The sequence below is a fragment of the Phormidesmis sp. 146-12 genome (genome assembly GCF_052939495.1).
Map to the genome: position 1 here is coordinate 1 of NZ_JBJPHS010000065.1, position 23,489 is coordinate 23,489.

The 23,489-nt window shown below is 50.8% G+C and carries 19 protein-coding genes; 5 read left to right on the top strand and 14 right to left on the bottom strand.

Annotated elements, in window-relative coordinates:
• Positions 1-265: 265 nt before the first annotated feature.
• The 5 genes from ACKFKF_RS23105 to ACKFKF_RS23125 all read right to left on the bottom strand — a co-directional run bounded on the left by ACKFKF_RS23105 (position 266) and on the right by ACKFKF_RS23125 (position 5,898).
• Positions 266-2,329 (bottom strand): cation:proton antiporter domain-containing protein, encoded by a 2,064-nt coding sequence (locus ACKFKF_RS23105; protein WP_446869846.1) that lies wholly within the window; start codon positions 2,327-2,329, stop codon positions 266-268.
• 411 nt (positions 2,330-2,740) lie between these two features.
• On the bottom strand, positions 2,741-3,190 hold the full coding sequence (locus tag ACKFKF_RS23110; RefSeq protein ID WP_446869847.1) for a tetratricopeptide repeat protein: 450 nt from the start codon (positions 3,188-3,190) through the stop codon (positions 2,741-2,743).
• A 107-nt stretch (positions 3,191-3,297) separates the two neighbouring features.
• Positions 3,298-4,254, bottom strand: a complete 957-nt coding sequence (locus tag ACKFKF_RS23115) for a DUF1517 domain-containing protein (protein WP_446869848.1) — start codon at positions 4,252-4,254, stop codon at positions 3,298-3,300.
• 305 nt (positions 4,255-4,559) lie between these two features.
• A complete protein-coding gene (thiS, locus tag ACKFKF_RS23120) occupies positions 4,560-4,766 on the bottom strand; it encodes a sulfur carrier protein ThiS (protein ID WP_446859609.1) in 207 nt (68 codons plus the stop codon).
• A 28-nt stretch (positions 4,767-4,794) separates the two neighbouring features.
• Entirely contained in the window at positions 4,795-5,898 is a 1,104-nt protein-coding gene (locus tag ACKFKF_RS23125) for a thiamine phosphate synthase (protein ID WP_446869849.1), read from the bottom strand.
• Between the two features lie 314 nt (positions 5,899-6,212).
• Between ACKFKF_RS23125 and ACKFKF_RS23130 the strand changes: the two genes are divergently transcribed.
• Positions 6,213-8,123, top strand: coding sequence for a DUF1565 domain-containing protein (locus tag ACKFKF_RS23130; protein ID WP_446869850.1), 1,911 nt, complete (start codon positions 6,213-6,215; stop codon positions 8,121-8,123).
• A gap of 115 nt (positions 8,124-8,238) precedes the next feature.
• Complete coding sequence (locus ACKFKF_RS23135; protein ID WP_446859612.1) at positions 8,239-8,802, top strand: phycobiliprotein lyase; 564 nt, start codon at positions 8,239-8,241, stop codon at positions 8,800-8,802.
• A gap of 379 nt (positions 8,803-9,181) precedes the next feature.
• Here ACKFKF_RS23135 and ACKFKF_RS23140 read toward each other — a convergent pair whose 3' ends face one another.
• The 4 genes from ACKFKF_RS23140 to ACKFKF_RS23155 all read right to left on the bottom strand — a co-directional run bounded on the left by ACKFKF_RS23140 (position 9,182) and on the right by ACKFKF_RS23155 (position 14,151).
• Positions 9,182-9,898: a hypothetical protein gene (locus tag ACKFKF_RS23140; RefSeq protein WP_446869851.1), complete on the bottom strand. Its 717-nt coding sequence runs from the start codon at positions 9,896-9,898 to the stop codon at positions 9,182-9,184.
• Positions 9,899-10,014: 116 nt separating this feature from the next.
• Positions 10,015-12,282: a DUF3769 domain-containing protein gene (locus ACKFKF_RS23145; RefSeq protein ID WP_446869852.1), complete on the bottom strand. Its 2,268-nt coding sequence runs from the start codon at positions 12,280-12,282 to the stop codon at positions 10,015-10,017.
• Between the two features lie 107 nt (positions 12,283-12,389).
• On the bottom strand, positions 12,390-12,506 hold the full coding sequence (locus tag ACKFKF_RS23150) for a photosystem II reaction center protein I (RefSeq protein WP_446859615.1): 117 nt from the start codon (positions 12,504-12,506) through the stop codon (positions 12,390-12,392).
• Positions 12,507-12,594: 88 nt separating this feature from the next.
• Complete coding sequence (locus ACKFKF_RS23155; protein ID WP_446869853.1) at positions 12,595-14,151, bottom strand: hypothetical protein; 1,557 nt, start codon at positions 14,149-14,151, stop codon at positions 12,595-12,597.
• A gap of 145 nt (positions 14,152-14,296) precedes the next feature.
• On the opposite strand from ACKFKF_RS23155, the gene ACKFKF_RS23160 reads away from it, so the two are divergent.
• Positions 14,297-17,350 (top strand): alpha-mannosidase, encoded by a 3,054-nt coding sequence (locus ACKFKF_RS23160; protein WP_446869854.1) that lies wholly within the window; start codon positions 14,297-14,299, stop codon positions 17,348-17,350.
• Between the two features lie 31 nt (positions 17,351-17,381).
• Here ACKFKF_RS23160 and psbN read toward each other — a convergent pair whose 3' ends face one another.
• On the bottom strand, positions 17,382-17,513 hold the full coding sequence (gene psbN, locus ACKFKF_RS23165) for a photosystem II reaction center protein PsbN (RefSeq protein ID WP_446859618.1): 132 nt from the start codon (positions 17,511-17,513) through the stop codon (positions 17,382-17,384).
• 90 nt (positions 17,514-17,603) lie between these two features.
• Here psbN and psbH point away from each other — a divergent pair, with 90 nt between their 5' ends.
• On the top strand, positions 17,604-17,807 hold the full coding sequence (gene psbH / locus ACKFKF_RS23170; protein ID WP_446859619.1) for a photosystem II reaction center phosphoprotein PsbH: 204 nt from the start codon (positions 17,604-17,606) through the stop codon (positions 17,805-17,807).
• Positions 17,808-17,973: 166 nt separating this feature from the next.
• Here the strand turns inward: psbH and ACKFKF_RS23175 are convergent, their stop codons facing one another.
• From ACKFKF_RS23175 to ACKFKF_RS23190, 4 genes are all read right to left on the bottom strand, one after another.
• Positions 17,974-19,164: a BMP family ABC transporter substrate-binding protein gene (locus ACKFKF_RS23175; protein WP_446869855.1), complete on the bottom strand. Its 1,191-nt coding sequence runs from the start codon at positions 19,162-19,164 to the stop codon at positions 17,974-17,976.
• Positions 19,165-19,291: 127 nt separating this feature from the next.
• Positions 19,292-20,317 carry a formamidase gene (locus tag ACKFKF_RS23180; protein WP_446869856.1) on the bottom strand — a complete coding sequence of 342 codons (1,026 nt, stop codon included), beginning with the start codon at positions 20,315-20,317 and terminating at the stop codon, positions 19,292-19,294.
• 206 nt (positions 20,318-20,523) lie between these two features.
• Complete coding sequence (locus tag ACKFKF_RS23185) at positions 20,524-22,404, bottom strand: SUMF1/EgtB/PvdO family nonheme iron enzyme (protein ID WP_446869857.1); 1,881 nt, start codon at positions 22,402-22,404, stop codon at positions 20,524-20,526.
• Positions 22,405-22,411: 7 nt separating this feature from the next.
• Positions 22,412-22,768 carry a Pepco domain-containing protein gene (locus ACKFKF_RS23190; protein ID WP_446869858.1) on the bottom strand — a complete coding sequence of 119 codons (357 nt, stop codon included), beginning with the start codon at positions 22,766-22,768 and terminating at the stop codon, positions 22,412-22,414.
• A gap of 395 nt (positions 22,769-23,163) precedes the next feature.
• Here ACKFKF_RS23190 and ACKFKF_RS23195 point away from each other — a divergent pair, with 395 nt between their 5' ends.
• The gene (locus ACKFKF_RS23195) at positions 23,164-23,379 is read left to right on the top strand and encodes a hypothetical protein (RefSeq protein ID WP_446869859.1); all 216 of its coding nucleotides are present in this window, start codon (positions 23,164-23,166) and stop codon (positions 23,377-23,379) included.
• The last annotated feature ends 110 nt before the right edge of the window (positions 23,380-23,489 follow it).

The window sequence follows — 23,489 nt, forward strand, 5'->3', positions numbered from 1 at the left end:
ACTTTCGGACAGGATTTCTTGCTCAAAGTCCCCCAAACTTGGGGGATTTAGGGGCTGCCTGGAGTAATCGCCACAGCGAGGGATTTCATCGAATTCACGTTAGATTAACAACCGCAGTGAAAGATTTCATCGAACTCACATGAGGATGAGGGAGAACTTCGATGATCTGTTCCCCTTTGGGGGTAATCCGCTTCGCGAGGAGGGATGAGATGTGTATCAAATTCCCTTTACTTTTTTTCACACCTCACTCCTTACACCTCACACCTCACTTCTTCAAAAGCGCTTTGAAGGCTCGATGCTCCTCGGTGGCTCCTACGACTAAAAATCGATCGCTGGCTTCTAAAATCGTTTCGCCTAATGGGTAGCGGTTGAGTTGATTGTGACGCTCGATCGCCATGATCGTGACTCCGGTGAGGCGGCGGATGTTGGCTTTGGCTAAACTAAGTCCGACTAAGGGCGAGTCTGTTGGTAGCGTGTACCAGTGCTTTTCTAAACCTTCGATCGCTGCGTCAAAATCACCGCCGCCCCAATACTCGGCTCGTTCTGGCAAAATGTCACGATAGCGGCCGGAGCGATAGCGGTTGACAACTTTCTGGACAGCATAGGCAGAATTTCCTAACTTCAACAGCATGTGTGCACCTAATTCGAGGGCGGCTTCAAATTCGGGTTGCACGACTTCTTGAGCGCCGAGCTGATAGAGAACATCAAATTCATCGTTGACATGGGCACGAACCGTAATATCGAGGTCTGGTGCAAGGCTGAGGGCCCGCTGCAAGGTTAAGCGAGTCGCCATTGGGTCAGGAAGCGCGATCGCCATCGATTTTGCACGAGATAAATTGGCTTTTTCTAACACTAACGGACTGGATGCATCTCCAAATAAATAAGGAATGCCCTGCTCCCGCAGGGTTTGTAGAGAAGCTTCGTTGTTGTCTAAGACTAGAATTTTGTGTCCTTGAAAGTAGAGCATCCGCACGAGCGTTTGGCCGACTCTGCCGTATCCCGCTACGACAACGTGATCGCTGAGGTCTTCCTCAAGTCCGACGATGTGCGCGGGCTTACCCGATCGGATCTTCGCCCCAATGCCTGGAATTCGTTCTAATGCAAGCAGCAAGGCGGGTGTTGTCTTGAGCAAAAAGGGCGTGATGAGTAGCGTGACTGCGGTTGTGCCAACGGTGAGTCCGTAGAGCCTTGATGAAAAAAGCCCTTGACTTTGAGCCACGCCCGCCAACACAAAAGAGAATTCTCCAATTTGATTAATCCCAAGCCCCACCGTCAACGCAGTCTTGAGCGGATAGCGAAATAGCGCCACGATCGCTGTCACAACCACCGCTTTGCCGACCATTGCGATCGCCACCAGTCCAATCACAATCCAAACATTAGCGATGAGAAAGCCTGGATCAATCAGCAGCCCGATCGACGCAAAGAAAACAGTCGCAAACACATCCCGCATTGGCAAGACGCGATCGAGGGCATGGTCAGCATAATCGACGTTAGAAATCATTAATCCTGCGACAAATGCGCCCATCTCGATACTCAGCCCAATCCTGGAAGTGAGGAGGGCAATTCCCAGGCAAATCACTAAGATTCCTAACAGAAATAGCTCTTGCGATCGCGTCTGAACCAGCAGTTTGATCAAAAATGGAATCACCCAAATCCCAGCCAGAACTGCGCCGCCCATAAATAATAAGGCTTTGACGATCGCACTAAGAACAGCAAGTCCGATCGCGTTTCCTGGTTGAGTTAAGGCAGGCAAAACGGCGAGCATGAGTCCCAGCCCAAGGTCTTGTACGACCAGGATGGCCAGCATGATCTGCCCGTGAGCCGTCTGCACCTCATTGCGCTCAATCAAACTTTTAAGAACAACGGCAGTCGAAGAGAGTGACAGCACCGCGCCCAGAAACACCGCTTTGGGCATCGTATCAACCCAACCCGTGAGATAGGCAACGCCTCCCCCGATCGCCATCGTCAGCAAGATTTGTAGGGTTCCTCCACCGAGAGCGATCGCTCGAACTCGCAGAAGTTCCTTTAAAGAAAACTCTACTCCTAACGCAAAGAGCAGCAGGGCGACTCCAACCGTCGAAAGTACCTGAATATCACTTTCTGTTGTGATCAATTTCAACCCTGTCGGGCCAACCAACATGCCGCTGAGTAGATAGCCCAACAACACAGGCTGTCCCAAGCGACTAGCAATATATCCTCCAGTGGTGGCGGCTCCGAGTACTGTCACCAGGTCAGTAACGAGCGTTAACTCTCCAGCCATTGAGACTCCTTTACGATCGCTGTCGATCTGAATGGGACTTTGGACTCTAGACTTCAGACAGGGAAGCATTTTAAGTCTAAGGTCTAAAGCTTAAAGTCTCTGCCACGTAGGTAGCCGAAGTCTGTCAAACGGGATTAATGTGACGTGAATTTACTGAATCTCATTAACGTGAATTCGATGAGAGTTTTTCCGCTTCGTTGTTCACGGCTCCTGCCCCCCAACCCCCCAATTTTGGGGGACTTTCAGAGAGGAATTCTGGTTCAAAGTCCCTCACTCGTGGGGGATCTAGGGGGCGTTCCTGGATTTAAAAGCGAAGCGAAGCGTTCATCGAACTGAACCTCATTAAGGTAATCTATCCAAAATTTTCCACAAGAAGAAAGCTTTTGCACCAGAAGCCTGGTCTGATCTCTCAGAATTGGCAGCTTGGAGGGCAGAAGTGCTGAACAATGCAGCGAGAAACTTTATCGAATTAAAGTGAAATTAACCCTTCTGCTTGGCTTTCTCTCTCGCTAGTTTTCTGGCTTTTAGGGCTTCCAGGTTTTGTTTGATGACGATGACAGAAGCTCGATCGCCGCGCTCCAAATACAATTCGCTCGCCTTGACTAAGTTGATCGTGGCATCATCATCTCGTCGCAAATTTGCCCAGGTTAGACCTCGATTGTGAAAGGCTTCGGCAAACGTTGGGTTAAATTGGATGGCTTGACTGAAGGAGTCGATCGCTGCCTGATATCGTCCTGACTGATAGTTCAAACAGCCTTGCTGAAATGCTTTTGAGGCTTCTGTCTCAGGTGACAAGTCGATCGCGATCGGTTCCGAAAACAGCACTTGACGACTGCCTGACCCGACATACGCCCAGACCATCGAGCCAATGCCAAAACCAGCCACGATAGCCACAACCCCCAACACAGCCAATAAGTTTACGGTTTCCATAACGTGCCAAAAAAGAATCGGGCCAAACGCAGACCTTTTGTTAGTCTACATTCAGCCCGTCATCGGTTTTCTGGTCTATGTGTTAGACCATTGGGTTAGATCATGGGTTAAACCATTTTGAGATCAGGATATTCGGTGAGCAGATCATCGCGAGTCAAGACATCGCCTTCGGCTTGGGGGGCCCATAGCACTTCAAGAGCCATTAGCCGATCGCTCGACACACTCCCTAGCTGACTCAACGCCTTTCGCAGATCTTCAGAACTGTTGATTTTGGGAAGTTCTAATTTGCCTTGAGTCGCAACCAGCAGCGTTACCACAATGTATTCACCGGGGTCTTGTTCTGCCAGTGCGCCTTTCTCCGCCACCGTCAACGCGCTACTTTGCTTAAGCTGATTGTTGACGTTAGACAGGGTTTCGGCTGTAAATTTGCTGCGTTCAGACAGTGCCAGCCGATTGAACTGATTTTCGGCCGCTTCTAACCGAAGTTGCTGAGACTCTTCGCCGCCGTAGGCCCAGTATTCAGGGTGACGCAACAGCGAAAGTGTCGTTTCTTGTAAAACTTGAGCCAACCCTTCAGAAGAATCGGTGTTTGCTTTTTGGGCAATGTGATCGAGATCTGTTTGTAGATTTCGAGCTTCTGACAGCAGACCGACCTGGACACGAGCGATCGACACCGCAGGATTGGTGTAGTTCAACTCATCGGCATCTTCACGATTTTGTCGGAAGCTACGGACGAGGAAGCTGGCGATCGCAAAGAAGATCAGCAGCGAAAACAGCCCTCCACCGCCACCACCCAAAAAGGGCAAATAGACGAAGGGCAGCCCAAATCCACCGCCACCAGGATAATAACCGCCACCATAACCACCTCCGACTGGAGGGGCATAAGTCCGGCTAGGAGGCGCATAAGTTCGGCTGGGTGCCCGGAATGAGCCACCCCCGATTCGTCCACCGCTTCTAGCAGCCAGAGCGCCATCGGCATGACCTAATGCGATCGTAAGAATGAGGGCGATCGCAATCAGGGGTTTCAATAGTTTTTTAATCAACGGAGAGACTTTTTGGTTCATAGCTCTGTACCTATCAAGCTTGTTTCAACGCAGACAGGCTGGTTGAGCGGTTCGCAGATTTCTGAGCGTTCTGTTAAGAGTTCTAAAGCCTGCTTACTTTTCTACTTTATCGCCTTCCTCTGGGGTTGGAAATGCCTGGAAGGGGGAGTTAACCGTATAGATAAGGAGGGAGGAGGGATGAAAAAGTTTTTAGGTTTGGGCGTTGAATGTCGGGGAAGCAAGGAGTTTGAAAGGTTGTAAACTCGACAAAGCAGAAAATCTCAATTAAGAAAAGCTTCTACCGACACCATCCCTCATCCCTCCTTTTACCCTCCCCCAACGATCGTCACGACTTCTAGCCGATCGCCCTCTGCTATCTCAGTTTCTGTCCAAAATTGGCGATGGAGAATTTCACCGTTGTATTCAATGGCGATCAGACGGGGGTTGAGTCCGAGTTGTTCGAGTAGGCTGGGAAGCGGAGTGTGAGGAGGACAGGTGTGAAGCTCCCCGTTGACTTGAAGCGTGATAGACATGGACGGCTAACAATAGTTTCTGTAGTTTCTACTGTCCATTGTCCCAAGGATCTTCGCTGGTTTGTCCGTTGTGGGCGATCGGTTTGCGATTTTTCTGATTTAGCTGTGCCAAGAAGTATTGGGTGGCGAGCGTTGGCTGCTCGGCTTGCATCACGGCCCGAACGACAGAAGCTCGTTGTGCCCCGGCTGAGAGAACGTCGTGAATATTGGTGCTGTCGATACCGCCGATCGCAAACCACGGCACCGGAGAATGATTGGCAGCGTAGCGCACATACTCTAAGCCAGCGGCGGCCTTTCCTGCTTTGGTCGGCGTTTCGTATACTGGCCCGACCCCAATGTAGTCAGCTCCTTCTGCAATGGCGCGGTGCAATTCATCAGGATTGGTCGTCGATCGTCCGATAATTTTCTGCGGCCCCAACAGTTGACGCGCTAACTCAGTAGGAATGTCTTGCTGTCCGAGGTGAACGCCATCAGCATTGACAGCCAGGGCAATATCAGGACGATCGTTGACGATAAACAGCGCCCCATAGTCATGACAGATTTGACACAGCTTCTGAGCAGTGGTCAGTCGCATCTCATCATCCGCTTGCTTATCGCGATATTGAACGAGGGTCAGCCCGCCTTGTAGGGCCGCCTCCACGATCGCAAACAAATTGTCAGAAGGAGCCGTCACCAGATACAACAGGGATTGCCGTAGGCGTTGATGCTTTTGGTAAGACATCAGGCTGCTTTCGAGTGTATAGACGTGATAGCGCACTTGTTTAACCGCCGTCGCCATCTCGCTGCTGTAGACCTTGCCATACTCTTCTAAGACCCGCAGGGCTTCTTCGACGCGACAGAAGTTTACCTGTAGGACATGCTCAATGCTGTTTCGGGACGCTTCTTGGGGGTGGGTGAGGTCAGTACCGGGGTCGTCGGGGGTGTTGCGGGCGGCGCGAAGTTCGGAGGTGTGCCACTGAGCTAACGTTTGCCGCAAATGCTTACACTGCTCGGTCAGGCGCGAATGATTTAACCCAAATCGACACCATTCTTCGATGACTCGCAAGCCTTCACGGGCGCGATCGAGGTTAGCATCAAGAATCCGATAAAGTGCAGGTTGTGCAAACTGGCTGCGGCTGTCTGTATTGCCCATTGGAACAAACCCATTAATTTTCAATCGTATCAGTCAGAGGAGAGCGGGGAGATTTTTTTGAGTGGCCTTGTCCAGTTGCGACCTCATGCTTGACTCAACTTCCAATTCTATTTGTGAAATTTTGTAACGTTTGTCACGTTCAACAAATCTATAGACAAAATTGAAGGATTGTTTTTCAAGCTTGTGAAGAATGAGGGAGTAGTCGGCGTGGAGTTGAGTTTGAGGCTTTGCTGACTGAAATCTAACCTATCTCACAATCGTCGTCACCTTTACTTTTCAACTGTCATCCTGAAGCCGTGTCTAGGAGAAAAATTGTGAGTCCGATTCCCACTCGTCGCGTTGGCCGTTGCAGCACTGTTTGCCTAACCCAAGATTTTGTCCCTGAGTGGGGAATGTTTACTCTGTCTGCATTGTGCGTTTCGGGACTGGTGCTTGCTGGGGCACAGGGGGCGATCTCTTCGAGTTACCCGCAAGGGGTCGCTTCGAGTTACCCGCAAGGGGTCGCTCAAGTTCCTAACGTTGTCACGGTTGCTCAAAGCCCCTCAAATTCTCAGCAAACCAGCGTTTTGTTTGTCAATCCTGCCTCTGGCAATGATAGGGGTAGCGGTAGCGAACAGGCACCCCTTAAAACAATTACTCAAGCGCTGCGAGTTGTGCAACCGGGCACCATTATTATGCTGGCTCCGGGAACCTATAGCGCCAAAACCGGGGAAACATTTCCGCTTTATCTCAAACCGGGCACCACGATTAAAGGAGAGCCACGCGATCGCGGTCAAAGCATCATCATTCAGGGAGGCGGGTTTTTTCTCAGTCGCACCTTTGCTCGACAGAATGTGGCGATCGTTGGCGCAAATCAAGCCGGGCTGACCGGAGTGACGGTAACCAACGCCAACCCTCAAGGCTACGGGCTATGGGTCGAATCGACGAGTCCTGTGATTTCTGACAACACGTTTACGGGCAGCGGTCATGATGGGGCTTCTGTCGTCGGCAGCAGCGCTCCTATTTTACGCAACAATTATTTCTATCAAAATGGGGCAAACGGCATCACGATCTACGGCTCGTCGCGTCCAGAGCTTCAGGAAAATATTTTTGAGAAAACAGGCTTTGGCATCAATATCGCTCAAAATGCGGCTCCCCGACTCACCGGAAATCGCGTCACACAAAACAAAGACGGCATTGTGATCCAGGGCAAGGCCAGACCGATTTTGCGGGGCAACGTGGTAGACAGCAACAGTCGAGACGGCATCGTTGCGATCGCTCAGTCTCGTCCCAATCTCGGCACCTCGGCTGACCCCGGCAACAACACTTTTATCAGCAACGGTCAGTTTGATATCAACGCCAAAACCAGTAGTGAAACGATCGCTGCCTTTGGCAATCAACTCTCTTCCAAAGCCAACGGCAAACTTGACTTTTCAGGAACGGTCAATGTGGCAGATATCCCCGTTGCGCCGACAAACGTTGCGTCTACGGTTCCGTTTGGGCAAGAAGTGGCGCGTCCGTCACCCAAAGTCAGCGCTCCTCCGCCTGTTGCTCCGATCGCTGCGATTCCGGTGCCCGCTCCGGTGAATGTGCCGCGTTTAGTCAGTCCGCCAGAGGCTCCCAAAGCGCCCATTTTTTCGCGTCCTGCGGCCACAAGTTTAAGGCGGCTTCCTGTTCCCAAGGCGACGACTCCCCAGATTCAAGTTGCGCCTCCGACTCCCCAAGCGGTTCCTCAGATTCAAATCGCGCCGCCTGTGACGGCTCCAGCGCCCCTTTTACGGCGACCTGCGTTGTTTAGCCGTCCAACAGCGACGAGCGGCGCGATCGAGATCCCCGTTCCTGCCCCCGAATCAAGTGTCGCGCCTGCAAGTGTGAACCCTGCTGTGAATCCGCCGTCTACCCTGGCGGTCGCTCCGGGTCAAAGCATTCTCCCGGTGCCCAGTGCAGATGCGCCCCTGGGCAATGTGGGCAATATGTCGTCTGTTCCGATTTGGCGCAACTCTGGACAGCGATCGCAGGGCAGTTCTTTGAGTGCAGCCGCAAATTTACGCTTTCGAGTCGTTGTAGAAGCTGATAGCGACAGCCAGCAGTCTCAGGTCAAAGCGATCGTTCCCGATGCCTTCCCCGTTTCTCTAAGAGGTCGGACGTTAATGCAGGCGGGAGCTTTTGGCGATCGCTCCAAAGCCGACGAGCTTCTACAATCCTTGTTAAATCAGGGACTCAAAGCAACGATCGAGCAACTGTAACCGACCCAAACAAAACAGTTCTTCTCCTCACTCCTCACTCCTCACTTCTCCCACCTCACCCATTTGCCTTTAAAATAAAGGTGATTAGAATCACGGCTAAAACAGGATCTTATTCATGAATATTGTGGAGTTTTTTGCCCAGAGTGCAGGTAAATGGTCTTCGTTGAGAACCAGCCACCATCTGGCTTTTAAGCAACAAGAAGGCGGTAAGTCAGAACTTCAAATCGAACTGCTCGATAAGACCGATCCGGCAGTGATTCAACTCTGTGCGCTCTACGAGGTCGATCCTGAAACAGCGCTGTGTGGGGCCCGCGTCACCTGGGACGGCACGATGGAGTGGGACGAAGAAAAGCATGAGGGTTCGACGGTGTTGGTGCCGATCGCAGACCCCGAAAAGCCCAATGAAGGCAGTCTACTTCGAGAAATGGGCTACGCCGAAAAAGCACCTGTTGCGGGACGCTATGAGATGGGCAGCAATGACGAACTCGTTTTGATCACAGAGTACGAAACCATGTACTCCAAAGAGCGGCTCTGGTTTGAGAGTCCCAATGTGCGGTTGCGTCACAGCATTCTCAAACGATTTGGCGGCTTTAGCATGGCTTCTTTCTGCTCCGAAGTCCGCATGGGTGGCGCAAAACCTCAAGAAAGTGAGACCGACACCGCGGCCAGTTCTTCTTGAGAATTGGGGGGATCAGTCGATCGTAAAGTGATGTCGTGCTGGCGATCGTTGAGTCTTGATTGTTTGAATTCTCCTCGCTCAAAGTTCAAGATCTTAGAGATCCCCCAACCCCTCTCTCAAAAAGAGGAGAATTCGACGAAATCTTGACTGTAAATATCAATTCGGACAGCCTCTAAATCTCCCAAAATTAACGTCAGTTCGAGGAGCGCTTCGCTTCGCTTTTAGATCCAGGAACGCCCCCTAAATCCCCCACAAGTGAGGGACTTTGAACCAGAATTCCTCTCTGAAAGTCCCCTAAAATCGGGGGTTGGGGGGCAGAAGCCGTGAACAACGAAGCGAAAAAACTTCATCCAGTTCAAGTCAAACGAACCCCTTTCCCTCACGCTTTGTCGCCATTTTGGTCAGCCACGGCTTTTAGTTTGGCGTAAAAATCAGACCCCGCATTGGTTGGGGTAAATTGATGGATTGGAGGTTGATGATCTTCTAGCGGCTCATCGGCTTGAACATTACCATTAGTCACCTCATCGGCAGTTGGCTCAAAGCTGGCGCGATCGATCAAAGCTTCCATCTTGGCTAAAGAACTGGTCGCGATGTCTGGAAGCGGCTCAACTGCCTTCTCAGGAACTTGTAAAGTAGCTGGACTGACCTCAACGGGAGCAGATTGGATTTGTTCGGCTAGCGCAATCCAGGCAGGTTCTGGCTCCTCAACTCCTGTAGAACTCTCAGCGATCGACGGCACTTCGACCACAAAGCTAGACGACTTGACCTGTCGCCGCTCTGAAGTTGTGGCATTCAAATTTTTGGGGAATTTATTGCAAACTAGCCGCTCAAACTCATAGTTAAAGTGATAGCAGGGATTGTTGCGTCGCTTCCAAAGCTGGAGAATTTGATCGACCGAAATCGCTTTGTAGCGTCCTTGATAGAGCGCCTCAATCACAGCCCAGCGCACCCAACCCGCAGGAAACTCCTTCAGCCACTGCTGCGTAAGCTGGCTGACGGTTTGATAACCCAGATCAAAACTGTAGTGTGTTAACAGATCTGCTGCATGGGCGATCGCGGTTTTATCATCTGGAAGACCTTTTACCAATTGTGTCATCAACCCTCATCACAGAAAGGCTTCCTCGCAAGGACAGGAAAGCCAGGGAGGTATCCCTAGAATCAGGAATCTCTGGGGAAGCTGTACCGAGTTTAGATTAAATCCACTGCACAAGTCTATTCGGGCAGACGCTGAACGCCACCTTGAACCGGACTCACACCACTGCCCTCAAAGGGTTCGCTGCCCCCTGACCAATTAAAGTCGCTGATTCGCAGCCCGATCGACCCCAGTTCCAAAATTGGATTGTAGCGTACCGATACACTGTAGCTGCGACGGCTATATTCCAACACGTAGTCGGTACTAATTTCGCGACCTGTTTGAATATTGTAAGCCGTCTGAAAGCCAAAGCGAATCGGGCCGTAAATCTGCTGAGTAATCCCTGCATAGAGAATCCGATCATCCGCCACGCGATCGAACAAAAAGGGCGACAACCCATCCCGCAAAACTTGAGTGTAGGTGATGTTGAACGCGGTATAGTCCAAAAATGGCTTGGTAAAGTTGCCAATCTGACCCGAAATTCCCACAGTGGCATTGAGGTTTCGCTGATAATCGCCATTGCTGTAGGCGTTGCCAACCCCCGTCAGACCCAGACCCAACGAAAGATAAGGCGTGATTGGAGTGGGAGAATAGCGCAAGCCTGCTTCTGGAGTTGCGGGAGCCGCTTTGCCCTGCCAGAGAATAAAGCCTCGATTGATCGCCGCACTTCCTTGAAAGCGACCGAGACTGATGCGATTATTTTTGCGAACTGGCTCTAATAGATCGGCGCGATCGGTGTCTGCATTCACAAACTGATAGCCGGCCTGATAGCTGAGATTGATGCCCGTGTTGCCCAGGACAATGTTGGGTGAGAAAAACAACGCCCCAATGCTGCTTTGAATATCCTGAAAGCCTAAAGAATTGTTAAACAGGCGATCGCGATAGCTGGCTTCTAAACTCAGGGTGTGGGTTCCGACGAGCTGTTGGGCCCGCAAACTTGCCCGCAAATTGTCTTCTACGTCGCCCAAATCGAGACTGGTGAGAACTGCCGTGCCTCTAACCAGCGTGCGAGGACTCAAAGGAACGGTCAATCGGCTCTTTACGCCAAAGTTTTCTGGACGAAATGGATTGCCCCCATTCGTAATCGCCTTCTGCACCAAAATCTGTGGCGTAATCGTAAACCGGGCCGCCCCCGGAGGCAGCACATCGATTTGGCGCTCAATAAACAACCCGCCGCGATCGGTCGCATCAAACCCAAAGTTAAATAAAGCGGGCTGACGCTCATTGCGATCTAAAATGACTCGATTTCGCAACAGAGGGAGCGAAAAACCGCGATCGAAGACCACACGAGGACGGGAAGCCACCACTTCATCGCGCAAAGGAGAAAGCCGTCTCAGTTGGGCTTCTTCTGCTCTTAGCTCTAACTCTGGTGGCGAAAAGGGATCATTGGTAATTCTGACTTTCTTAGCTCGCCATCCTTCGGGATAAAACTCAATCTGATCCGCCTCAAAGCGCAATCGTCTGACCTGCCCACCAATGCGGGGGACAACCTGCGCCCCACTGGGGTTTCTACCCGAACCAAGAATCAGGTTGGCACTTCCAGGACTGGTGACTTGCTGGGGCTGATTGGCAAAGACGCGATCGCCCACCGTTCCGCCAGGGACAGTTCCCGAAGTCACGTCGGTAGGCAGGTTGGGATTAAAGTCAGTCGCAGTGGTCGGCAGAAAAATCTCTCCACCCGCCTGCTCGATCGTGCCTTCTTCTTGAATCAGGTTGTAGCGAAACCGTTGTCCTCGAAGGGTTTGATCGCCCCTGGTCAAGACGACGTTTCCTTCAGCAATGGTCAGCCGATTGACTAAATTCACCTGAAAGCGATCGCCCGTAATCAACGCGCCTCGAAATTTGAGAGACACTCTGCCCTCTGCGGTAAAGATTTGTCGCTGTACGTCGTAGTCCTGGCGATCGGCTTTCAGTTCTAAAATTCCTTCGCTACCCAACTTCTGAACGGGGATGGGCGCGGGCGCAGGGGTAACGGTTGGAGGCGGCGCTACGGGTGGCGGGGCAGCAGGCGCGATCGGAGCAGGAGGAGCGTTGGTAGGAGGAGCGGGAGTGTCAGGGAGCGCGGGCGGTTGAGCAAGAATTGGCTCATCCTCAGTCGTCACCGTTCCACCCAACGCAGCGGCACCCTGCAAATCGGAAGGTTCCCGGAGGTCTGCAAGCTCTGGAGGTAACGTTTCGGGAGGAGAGGGCTTGGCTAGAGCGGTGGCCGAAGCGAGGAGCGCGTTGCCCGATCTGCTTTGCAGATATTTGAACGATCGCACCGTCTCAAGGGTTGATGGAACTGCTGGCTCAAGCCTGGAAGGGGCGACAAGAGATGGCGGTTCGGGTGGGGGAACCGGATAAGGCATACATTAAGCTACTCGATCGAAACGCCCGACAGATACACCGCGTCAGTATACAGAGAAGGAGGACAGCATCATACCGCCTCCTTGTCTGACGGGCCAGTTCTCTGGATTTATTCCATATCTCTCCGCTTGGGGTTCCGAGACGGGTCGTTAGAGAGGAATCCAAAGAAAAACAAGCCTACGAAAAATGCAACCACAATGTAAACAACCACTTTCAGCGTCAACATGCTGATATCTCCAGAATTATGAAGGGCTAAAAAAGTTCCGTTGGGACGGGATGGTTTTTCTATCTTACTGGATGCTGGGCCGCAAATCTTAGCGACGGGTGAGCCATCTCCAAAAAGCGATCAGGGCGGACTCGATCGCCACCATGCCTCGATCGAGCCAGCCGAGAATCCGCTGTAACGGCGATTTGACGTAGCCGACGGGGGTGGCTTTGGTTTCGATCCAGTCGGAGGTGTGTTTGAGGGTGGGATCTGAGTCAGGCGTTGTAGGCTGGGGGCTGGCGTTGGGCCGTCGGGTGATTTTCCCAGGCTTCGCGGTGGAGGTGAGGCGGGTGGATTTGGTCTTGGCGAGGTTTGAGGGGCGGCGGGGAGGTTTGTGGGCAAAGCGATCGATCCAACTTTGCAGCGCGTTCCCAAACTGAGCTTTTTGCTGAAAGGGTAAGGCTAACGTTGCAGAATCACCCGGCTGAATTTCTTGAGCACTCACCTGGGCACCCAGATGGGCAGTCGGACGGAAAGAGCGAACAGTCTGCTCTCTAGATTGTTTCTGGAAATTCGTCTCACCCTGCAAAGCTGACGTGGTGTTTCCAAATATTTCAGACGAGGTAAGCCACGGGTCAGCGTCGGTAGGAGCAACCCTCTGCGGGTATCTCGAAGAGAGCAAAGAATTATCTCGACTGCCAAAGAAATAGTGAACGGCTGCCCAAATCAATGCTTCTACATCGCCCAAGGTAGGAAGTTGTCGAATTAGCGTTTTGAAATCTTGTGTCGTTGGCACTGTGAGCGGCATCGGGGCAACGTGAAACGTCAGGCTCACGTCTGGACTAAACCAGGCTAACTCCGAAGGTTGCTCAACCAGAGCAGATTCTTGAAACAGATTGGTCGCGATCGCCACTGGACTACTTTGCACCCAACTCATTAGCTGATGAAAAATCCGCACTGGAGGGAGAGAATTGGGTCGATCGACGATCGCCAGCGAAGCGGTTGAATTCAAAACGCTTTGCCGACAGTAACGCCAATAGTTGGCCATTTCCCAGATGATGCGCTGGCGCAGGCTTTCTTGCTGCTCGATCGTCAGAATGTCCATGATCTGATTGTCTGTCGTCACCAAAACTAGCTTGCCAGTGGGGATTAGCGAGGCGATGCCTTGGAGGGGACAGGGGGGAGAAGGCGTGAGGACTGAGGCGTGAGGACTGAGGCGTGAAGTGGGGTGTGGCTTGAAGCGGGCGACCCCTTGCGGGTAACTCAAAGAGATCGCACGTTGAAAAAAACGTTGAAAAAAACTAAGTTGGATAGCTTCGGTTTCTAGTTCTTTGTCGGCTTCGGTGAGTTGAATTGCGCTGAGAACTCGCTGAATGGGGGTGTCTGAGGCCAGTTCTGATTCGGTTTCTGTCGTCTGGGTGAGTTGGAGAAACGACCCCTTGCGGGTAACTCGAAGAGCGCGCTGGACGGTTTGCCCAATTTGCTGTCCGAGCAGGCGAGTCGATTGAAACACCGCATAGACGGGGTAGAGCAAAATTTGGGTTGTCCAAATCAACGCCACTTTGGTGTGTCGCAAGGCGGTTGTGGTTTTGTCTACCAGCTTTTGGGTCTGTCGGGCGACAAAATTAAACAGATGACTTTGAAAGCGACCAGAGGAGGAAGACATAGACTCAGAAGGACGGATGAACGTCGGTGTAGCGATTCTGTGGCTCTAGACCCAATCCTTTTGAGAAAGGCGATCGTCCCAAGTTTATCGTCTAAAGTCCGTCTCTGTTAGTCTACTGTGAGCGATCGTTTCTTTCGAGTGTGTCATGGCTGATTCTGCGCTGATTTTGGATACGATTTCTCGACTTCGCCAGTTGACTCAGGTAGATGTGCAGTCTCAGTGGCGCTGCTGCTTTGACGATCGTTTGCCGACCAGTGAGATGAGTGGAGCGATCGCCGACCTGAACGCCAAAGGTCACGTTGCCTGGTCAAAAGGTCGTCAAGTGATGTGGCTTTATCAGAAATTCGTTTGGCCGGCGCATTTGAAGCATTACCCGCTAGCAGGGTTGACGGGGCGGTTGGCGTTGACCTGGTGGGCAGAAGTTGCGGAGGTGTATGTCGATGGTCAGCTTGTCCAGGAAGGCGATTTGTTTGACCATTCGGCGCGGGTGGTTTTGGGTCAGGTGGTGCCAAGAACGGCGGTAGAAGTGGCGATTCGGTTAGTGAGTCCGGGTCATGATGATGGGGCATTGATGCGATCGCGCCTAATCTACGAGTCTAATTACGATGAAATTGATCCAGGATTTGTCGCCGATGAGTTAGAAGTCATTCAAAGCTATATTGATGCGTTTGAGCTAGAACAAATTGAGATTAATTTAGACTGGAAAATTCAAGATCGTGTTCAGTTTAATGAATCTTTGAAAGCACTTCGCAACTCTCTTTTACCATTAAGTTTTCAGATTAAAAAGCACACGATCTTTTTGTTAGGTCACGCTCATTTAGATATGGCATGGCTTTGGGATGTAGAAGAAACCTGGAAAGCCGCAGAACGTACCTTTACTTCAGTTCTCGACCTACAAAGAGACTTTCCTGAGCTAACGTTTTGTCATACAACGCCTGCTTTATACGACTGGATCGAACACCATCGACCCGAAATCTTTGCTCAAATTCAAACTCAGGTCAAAGCCGGAAAATGGGAAGTTGTTGGCGGCATGTGGGTCGAGCCAGAGATGAATTTGATTACTGGAGAATCGATCGCTCGTCACCTGCTTTATGGTCAGCATTACTGTCAAGAAAAGTTTGGCAAAATTTGTCGAGTTGCTTGGCTTCCTGATACGTTTGGATTTAACAGTCAAACGCCTCAATTTCTAAAACAAGCCGGAATTGATTATTTCGTCACGCAAAAACTTCGCTGGAATGACACGACTCAGTTTCCTGACGATTGGTTCAATTGGCAAGCACCCGATGGAAGTCAAGTTAAGAGCCTGATGTCGTCACCGATCGGAGAAGCGATCGACCCGATCAAAATGGCAAACTTCACCTGGGATTGGGTTAAGAAAACAGGACAACCGAACTCACTTTGGCTGTTTGGCGTGGGCGATCATGGCGGCGGGCCGACTCGCGATATGTTGGAAGTGGCTCAACGATGGCAGCGATCGCCCTTCTTTCCCAAATTAAAATTCACGACCGCAATCAAGTATTTAAAAAGTTTAGAGTCTCCCAAAAATACCTGGGCTGATGAACTTTATTTAGAGTTTCATCGCGGCTGCTACACAACTCATGCTGACCAAAAGAAACAAAATCGTGACTGCGAAACATTACTTTATCAAACAGAATTATGGGCATCTCTAGCAACGATTTCTACCCAAAAACTCTATCCAAAAGCTGAACTAGAAATCGCCTGGAAAAAAGTTTTATTTAATCAATTTCACGACATTTTGCCAGGGTCTTCGATTCCTCAAGTTTTTGTCGATGCTAATCGAGACTGGAAAGAAGCCGATCGTATTCTTTCAGAGATTAAACTTCAATCCTTGAAAGCGATCGCTGATCAAATTTCTTTACCCTCACCGCCTCACTCGCAAGCGAAGGCGATCGTGGTTTTCAATTCACTCAACTGGCAGCATTCTCAAGTCGTCACCCTGTTTGAAGAAGGCGATCAAAATTGGCAAATCTACACCCTTGAAGGACAGCAGATTGCAACTGAATCGATTTGCTATAGTCAGCCTCAAAAGACGTTTTCTCTGACTTCATTTTTGGCAGAGGTGCCTGCGATCGGCTATCGCTGTTATTGGCTGTGTCCCTCCGAAACAAATGCGTCTTCAAATCAGCTTAAAGAACCCTACGTTTTAGAAAATGCGTTTTTGCGAGTTGCGCTCGACTCCAAAACAGGCAACTTATCGAGTGTGTTTGACAAGGTGGCGCAGCGCGAAGTTCTTAACGGACAGGGCAACCAGCTTCAGGCTTTTCGAGACGAGGGACAATACTGGGATGCGTGGAATATTGACCCCAACTACGCCAGCCATCCCCTTCCACCAGCCAAACTAATCTCGATCGCAAACGGTTCTCAACAGCGCTTTCAATCCAGTATTTCTCTACAGCGAAAAATCGGGCGATCGGTTTTTTACGAACGCTACAGCCTGGAGCCAAATTCTGCTGTTCTCAAGATGTTTACGCTGGTCGATTGGCAAGAACGCCACGTCTTAGTCAAAGCCGCCTTTCCGTTGAATCTGGACGCTGACGTTGCAACTTACGAAATCGCCTGCGGAGCCATTCAAAGGACGACAAAACCTGAGAACGATCGTAACCAAGCCAAATGGGAAGTGTCTGCGATCGGCTGGGCTGATTTGAGTCAGGCAGATTACGGCGTAAGCGTTTTGAGCGACTGCAAACAGGGATACGATTGCCAACCGGGTCAAATTCGCCTGACGCTGCTGCGCGGTTCAGAATTTCCTGATCCAGAAGCCGACTTGGGACTGCACACCTTCACCTACGCCCTCTATCCCCACGCTGGCAACTGGCAAATCGCCCAAACCGATCGCCAAAGCCGAGAACTCAACCAACCGTTGACCATTTTGAAGCTTGATCGTTCTAATCCAGACGGCGCCTTGGCGGCGATCGCGTCCCTTCTAAATCTCCAATCCAAAAATCTAATTCTCAGCGCATTCAAGCAGTCTGAAGCAAACCCAGAAGAATACATCCTCCGGTGCTATGAATGTCACGGACAACCCGCAGAACCGAATTTACACAGTGATTTGGGTCTGACAATCTTTAACGAAGTAACGCTTTTAGAGGAGTTTGTTTCACCCGATTCAAACCCGATCGAACCCTGGAAAATCAAAAGCTTCTCAGTCAAGACATCTCAAAAGGGAGACAGGGAATGAGAAGCCGTTGATCGATCGACATCAAACTTAATTAGTCTTCATGATCCTCAAACGGGTCATCCAACTCTTTAGCGGGGGGGCCAAAGGCAGTGTAGATGGCGTATCCGGTGAGACTGACGATCGCAGCACAGATCGAAATGTTAAGAGCTATTGCGGGTTCCATAGTCAGATTCAAATTATGAGAAGGATTCCTCTATACTATTACAAAGAATTTACACATTCTATCGAAACAATCAATTAAGTAAGGGGAGCTATGGCACAGCGGACTCGGTTGGGAGATATTCTAAAGCCCTTAAACTCTGAATACGGCAAGGTTGTTCCGGGATGGGGCACGACTCCCGTAATGGGAATTTTCATGGCGCTATTCTTGGTCTTCCTGCTCATCATCCTGCAAGTTTATAACTCGTCGCTGCTTCTCAATGATGTCAACGTCGATTGGAGAAGTCTGGGCGGCTGATTTTCGCTCAATTTGAAATTTTGCTAGTGCATTCACATCCTCGGTCTGTCCGGGGGTTTTTTTTGGCAGAATCTTTGAGGAATAGGCACTGTTGATCACTCTCACTCTGCGTTTCGGTGCTGACGAGCCGACAATTGCCCATTCCTCAAAGCTTAGAAAACTCTCATCAGGACACTTTGCCGACCACGCCTTCGACGAGCCAATTCATCGACTCAAGCTCGATCGCCGTCGTCCCGTAATCTTTGCCTTCTGGAACGATCGTTTTGCCCGTGTTGTCCTTGAGTTCGCCTTTATAGATCACCAGCGTTCCGGCTTCCATTTTGGCTCTGGCGGCTTCTGCGTCTTTTTTGGCCACCTCAGTCACACTGGGGCCATAGGGCGAAATTTTTACAAAGCCATCTTTGTAGCCACCTCTGAGCAGATGAGGAATGCCCCCATTCATCAAGGTTTTGCCTTCTCGAATCATCGTCACATAGTTGGTGTAGACCTTTGTCCAATCCCATTCTGCGCCCGTGAGATAGCCCTTGGGAGCCAGAGAAGATTGGTTGGCGTGATAGCCCGACGTATACACACCGCGCCTTTCGGCTGTCTCGATCACGACTCTGGGGCTGTCTACGTGACAGGTGATCACATCGGCTCCTTGATCGACGAGACTATTCGTGGCTTCGGCTTCCTTGACGGGCAGTGACCAATCTCCGGTAAACACAACCTGAGTCGTAATCGTCGGCTTGATGCTGCGTGCGCCCAACGTAAAACTGTTGATATTGCGAAGCACCTGGGGAATCGGTTTGGCGGCTACAAACCCCAATTTGCCTGTTTTGCTCATGTGACCTGCGACGACACCCGCGACATATTGCGCTTCGTCAATGTAGCCAAAGTAACTGCCGACATTTTTAGGGTGCTTGCTGGCATCGTAGAGACCGCCACAGTGAAAAAACTGCACTTCGGGATAGTCTGCGGCCAGCTTGAGAATGTGAGGGTCAAAATAGCCAAACGACGTGGGAAACAAAACCGTTGCTTTGTCTTGCTCGATCATGTTTCGCATCGCTTCCTGGACTTCGGTCGTTTCGGGAACGCTGGCTTGATCGACGGTTTTGACATTTAGACTTTTTAAGCCTTCTTTGCCGAGAAAGTGGGCCTGGTTATAGCCAAAGTCATCCTTGGGGCCGACATAAATGAAGCCCATGACCAGTTCTTTAGCGGCGGGGCTTGCCCCTGGAGATGGACTGGTTGCAGTATTGTTAGCAGCAGGCGCACAACCCCACAGTTTTGACGTGGTGCCAAAGGCTCCGATCGCCAACAGCTCTCTCATCACCTGACGACGAGACAGACGGCTACGTAAATAATCGTGACTCAAAATACTCTCCTCACTACGGATGCTTCAGTGATTGAAGACGGTTTTTCTGCCCAAGATTGTATTCTCCAATACAGTCGATCGAAAGGTTAGCGTCTCGTTTTGCATCGTTTCATGGGTTCGCGTTAAATCAGCGACTAGCAAGGGATGGATCAGGTAACTCTTCGCCTCGATACGATCGCGTGGGTGCCGCAAACCCGCAGGACGTACCATCTTTGTGAATTACGCTGTCTTCCCAGGGCAGGCGATAGGTTCCGTTGACCAAATCCTTCATGTAAGTGTAGGGACAATCCTGTGCGCCGCCCTGGACTGCCACATAACCGCGATGACCAAACTGATAGATATTATTCTCAACGCTCCAGTGTTGACGAGCTTCGCGCACCAAATCAGGACGTACCTCAGCGGTAATGATCTCATCGGGACGGTGACTGCCCAGGACGATCGGCGTTCCGTCAAAGTTGACAAACATGCCTTCGCCCATCGAATCAAACGTGCCGTCGGTGCCACACATACAGACCGAAGCGGTGTACATCAAATTACAAAACGCATTCGTTTGGTTGGTCACCTGCCAGCTATGCCGAATCGGAGCCGTATAGCCTGCGGTACGAATCATGATTTCTGCCCCTTTGTAAGCGCATTCTCTGGCCATCTCTGGAAACATGCCGTCGTGACAGATGATCAGAGCGATCGTGCTGCCATTCGGCCCTTCACAGACGGGAATTCCTAAATTGCCAGGTTCCCACGGTTCGACAGGCACCCAGGGATGGAGTTTGCGGTAGTAGAGTTTGAGTTCGCCAGTGTCGTCGATGATCAGTCCGCTGTTGTAGGGATTGCCGTGGGGGTTGTATTCCATAATCGAGAAGCAGCCCCAGATGTGATGGTCGCGGCAGACTTGCTGAAAGGCTTGCACCTCCGGGCCGTCTAGCCGACACATGATCTCAGGATTGGTATCCATCGACAGCCCGTGCAGTGCGTATTCTGGAAACACGACCAGATCCATTGTGGGCATGTTGCGGCGAGCTTTGGCGACGAGATGACAGATGCGATCGGTCTGCTTTGTCAGGTCATCTGGTGTCACGACATTGGGAAGCTGTAACTGCACAAGCCCGACGACGACCCCGTTTGGAGATTTGTTTAACCCACCCAATCCGCTCATGATTTAACCTCAGCCTTCTGGTTTGCTGTCAGCTTCTATCATGTTTTTTTGGGTGTGATTCGTGTTTTGGGATACCGTTGGGCGGATCGGCTGGAGATTCTGATTTCAACAAGGTTGTTGGGTCAGTTTAGAAACGCAAAAAAATTTGATGCGCTTCGCGCAGAAGAGAAGAAGGGTAAAGAGCAAAAGGGCAAGAGGGCAAAGGGCTAAAGAGTCCTCGGCACAGAACAGACAACACGAAAACCGAGGCCGTAGTTGCTGCGAATCCCTGCCACACCGTTGTCGCGAGACGCAGAACGGCAATTCCAAGGATTGACGTTCCAAGAACCGCCCCGCAACACGCGATTTGCATCCTTATCCTTAGAAATCCAGGCGCTGCTATTTTGCGGCGCTCCTTTATAGTTGGGATGCCAGTGATCCTCACACCATTCCCAAACATTTCCATGCATGTCGTACAGCCCAAATCCATTCGGCGAAAAACTGCTTACGTCAGTTGTCTGTTCTCGATAGATTCCTTTTGCCCCTTTTCCATAAGAGCCTGGATAGTCCATTCGATCTTGCCCACAATAATTTGCTAAATCTGTTGAGACTGTTTCGCCAAAGTGAAAAGGAGTTGTGGTGCCAGCACGACAAGCATATTCCCATTCGGCTTCGCTAGGTAGGCGATACAGCCCTGCGATTTTTGGGGAAAGGCGACCTTCTACAAGGCGATTCAGGCGATCGCAAAACTCCACCGCTTCAAACCAGGAGATTTTCTCAACCGGTCGATTGGCTCCTTTGAATTTTGCCGGATCTGAGTTGAGATCGTGATTGATTTTGGGCAGAGCAGCGATCGCTTTCCATTGCGCTTGAGTGACAGCAAATTTGCCCATATAAAAAGGAGCGATCGTCACTGTATGAATTGGTTTTTCACGCTCGGACTCATCTGAACCCATCTGAAACGAACCTCCCGGAATCGAAACCATATCCAAAAAGACATTCTTGCCTAACGCTTCTCGGAAATATTCGGCTTTTGCGCGGCGCGATCGCTTTACCAACTCAGTATTTCGCCCAAACAGTCCAGAAGTTTGAACTTCAAGGGTCACCACCTCAAATTCAAAAGTGGAGGCAGATGGGACGGCGCTACGAGTTGATGCTGGAGGAGCGTTAGATTGAGTGACTGTCTGTATGGGAGGCGGAGTGATCGGCATCCGGGCAAGTCTCTCAATGCCCTCGATCGCATCAGGGTCAGGTGGAGGAACTGCCAAAACCCTTAGCCAACATTGTTTTGCTAATCGATAGTCTTGCCTCGACTCGGCTCGGTAAGCATCCATTTTTAGCGCCTGCTTATCCCCAACCGTTGCATATTGAGGAATCAGAATCAGGTGAGACTTGGTGACAGGTTCCGCGATCGTGTAGGGCGTTTGTTGAGCGTTTCGATGATGCTGACCGACAATCTCAGGAACACGATGTTCTAGATATTGATTGAGCCGCTCGACTGTTGCACAGCGGCCTTGAATGCCCAAACCCTCTAGCAGCGCTTTGGTAAATGCACCCTGCTGAATCGCTTCGATTTCATAGGAATATTGACTGGGACTGCACGAAAAAACGCTGACCACACCCGTTTGTCTTACTTTGTCTGCGGTCTCGTTGCCAATCCCTTCACCCGATCGCGTCGCCAAATTTCGGCAAGCATCCAGCATCAGCACCACATTGTCAGCCCCACATCGCCGAAGCCGCTCAGTCACATAGTTAATCGGAATAGCAGTATTTTCAATATCACTGGGATCGCCATCTGAAGGCATCAAGTAATCGCGATCGGCGTGACGAATGCCATGACCACTAAAGAAAAACCAGAAATTGTCCCCATCCTGCATAAAGCGCGTCTCAAAAATCTCGCGCAACACCCGCAGCAGATTAGTGCGAAACGGACGAGTTGACTTACCATTGCGAGGCGGCGAATCGTCTGAAAAGAAAAACACCTTCTCAAACCCCGCTTCTTGACGCAAAAAACTTTCCATCAGCAGCGCGTCCTGTTTTGCATACCGAAGAGGCTGCAAAAACTCATACTGATTGATTCCAATGACGATCGCTTGATTCCTTGCCATCCGTCCTCTAACTCACTCGCTTAAACTTGAGCTTGATTGCCCCCTTTGCCTCAGCCTTGCCCCCCGCAATCAATTTCACTTCACCACTGCCCGTAATTTCGATCGCCAGTTCAATCTCATCCAGTTGCATCTTAGGCTTTGCCGTCGCGACTTGGGCAGCCTGCGCCTCCGCCTGACTAAACAAACGATTCACCACGCTCAAAAAGTGACTCATTCGAGTTTCGAGTTCGGTCACGCTGATCTTTCTCGCGGCCAGCACTCGCTGCTGCACCTCTTCTCCCCAACCTCTTTTGCCCTCTAAGGGGACTTCCAACGTATCATCTGTGACAACCCAAAGGGTTTCTTCTGATATCGGGTCTGACATTGATTTCATTGCCGAGAATATTTCACACTCATCATGGCAGATCAATTTCGAGATTGTGATCGCGATCCAATCTCTACCTAAATTCACCCTTTCTGAGTTCATTCCGCATTCGGCAACACGCAGAAAACAATCTGGGTCGCCTATTGCCAAAAGTCAAGACATACAGTAGGCTCGTATCTCATAACCGAAAATTCCTCGATCAAAGCGTCACCTGAAGCTGCTGGACACAGCAACAAGTGACTAACCCCCCAACTGTACAAGGCAGTCCGGAGGCTAGAAGGCAGTTTATCACTCCACTAGCCACCCTGACTTGCAATGCAAAAAAGCAATCGGGGTGGCTTTGGTTTTGGGTCATTCACTACCCACCCATCTCCTCAGTGGAGGATAACACTGCCATGTCTAACCATTCTGAATTTCCTGCACTTGTAGGCAACACCGACCCACGATTTTTGACGATCGCTGTCATCGGACTGCCCGACTATGTAGAAGACTACATCCTGCAACAATACACCTACGGCTTTGCCCAACCCGACGAATGGAGCCAGCCCATGCCTGTGATCGGTCGTCCCGGTAAAGTCGTGACCGTCCTGAATCGCAACTGTTTTGGTTAGAGTTTCGAGCTAAAGTTTTGCAGACGATCGCATTCGATTCGATGGATTGCGATCGTCCCGCTCTACGACCCACAACTTTGTTAACGTCAGCTCGATGAACGCTTCGCTTC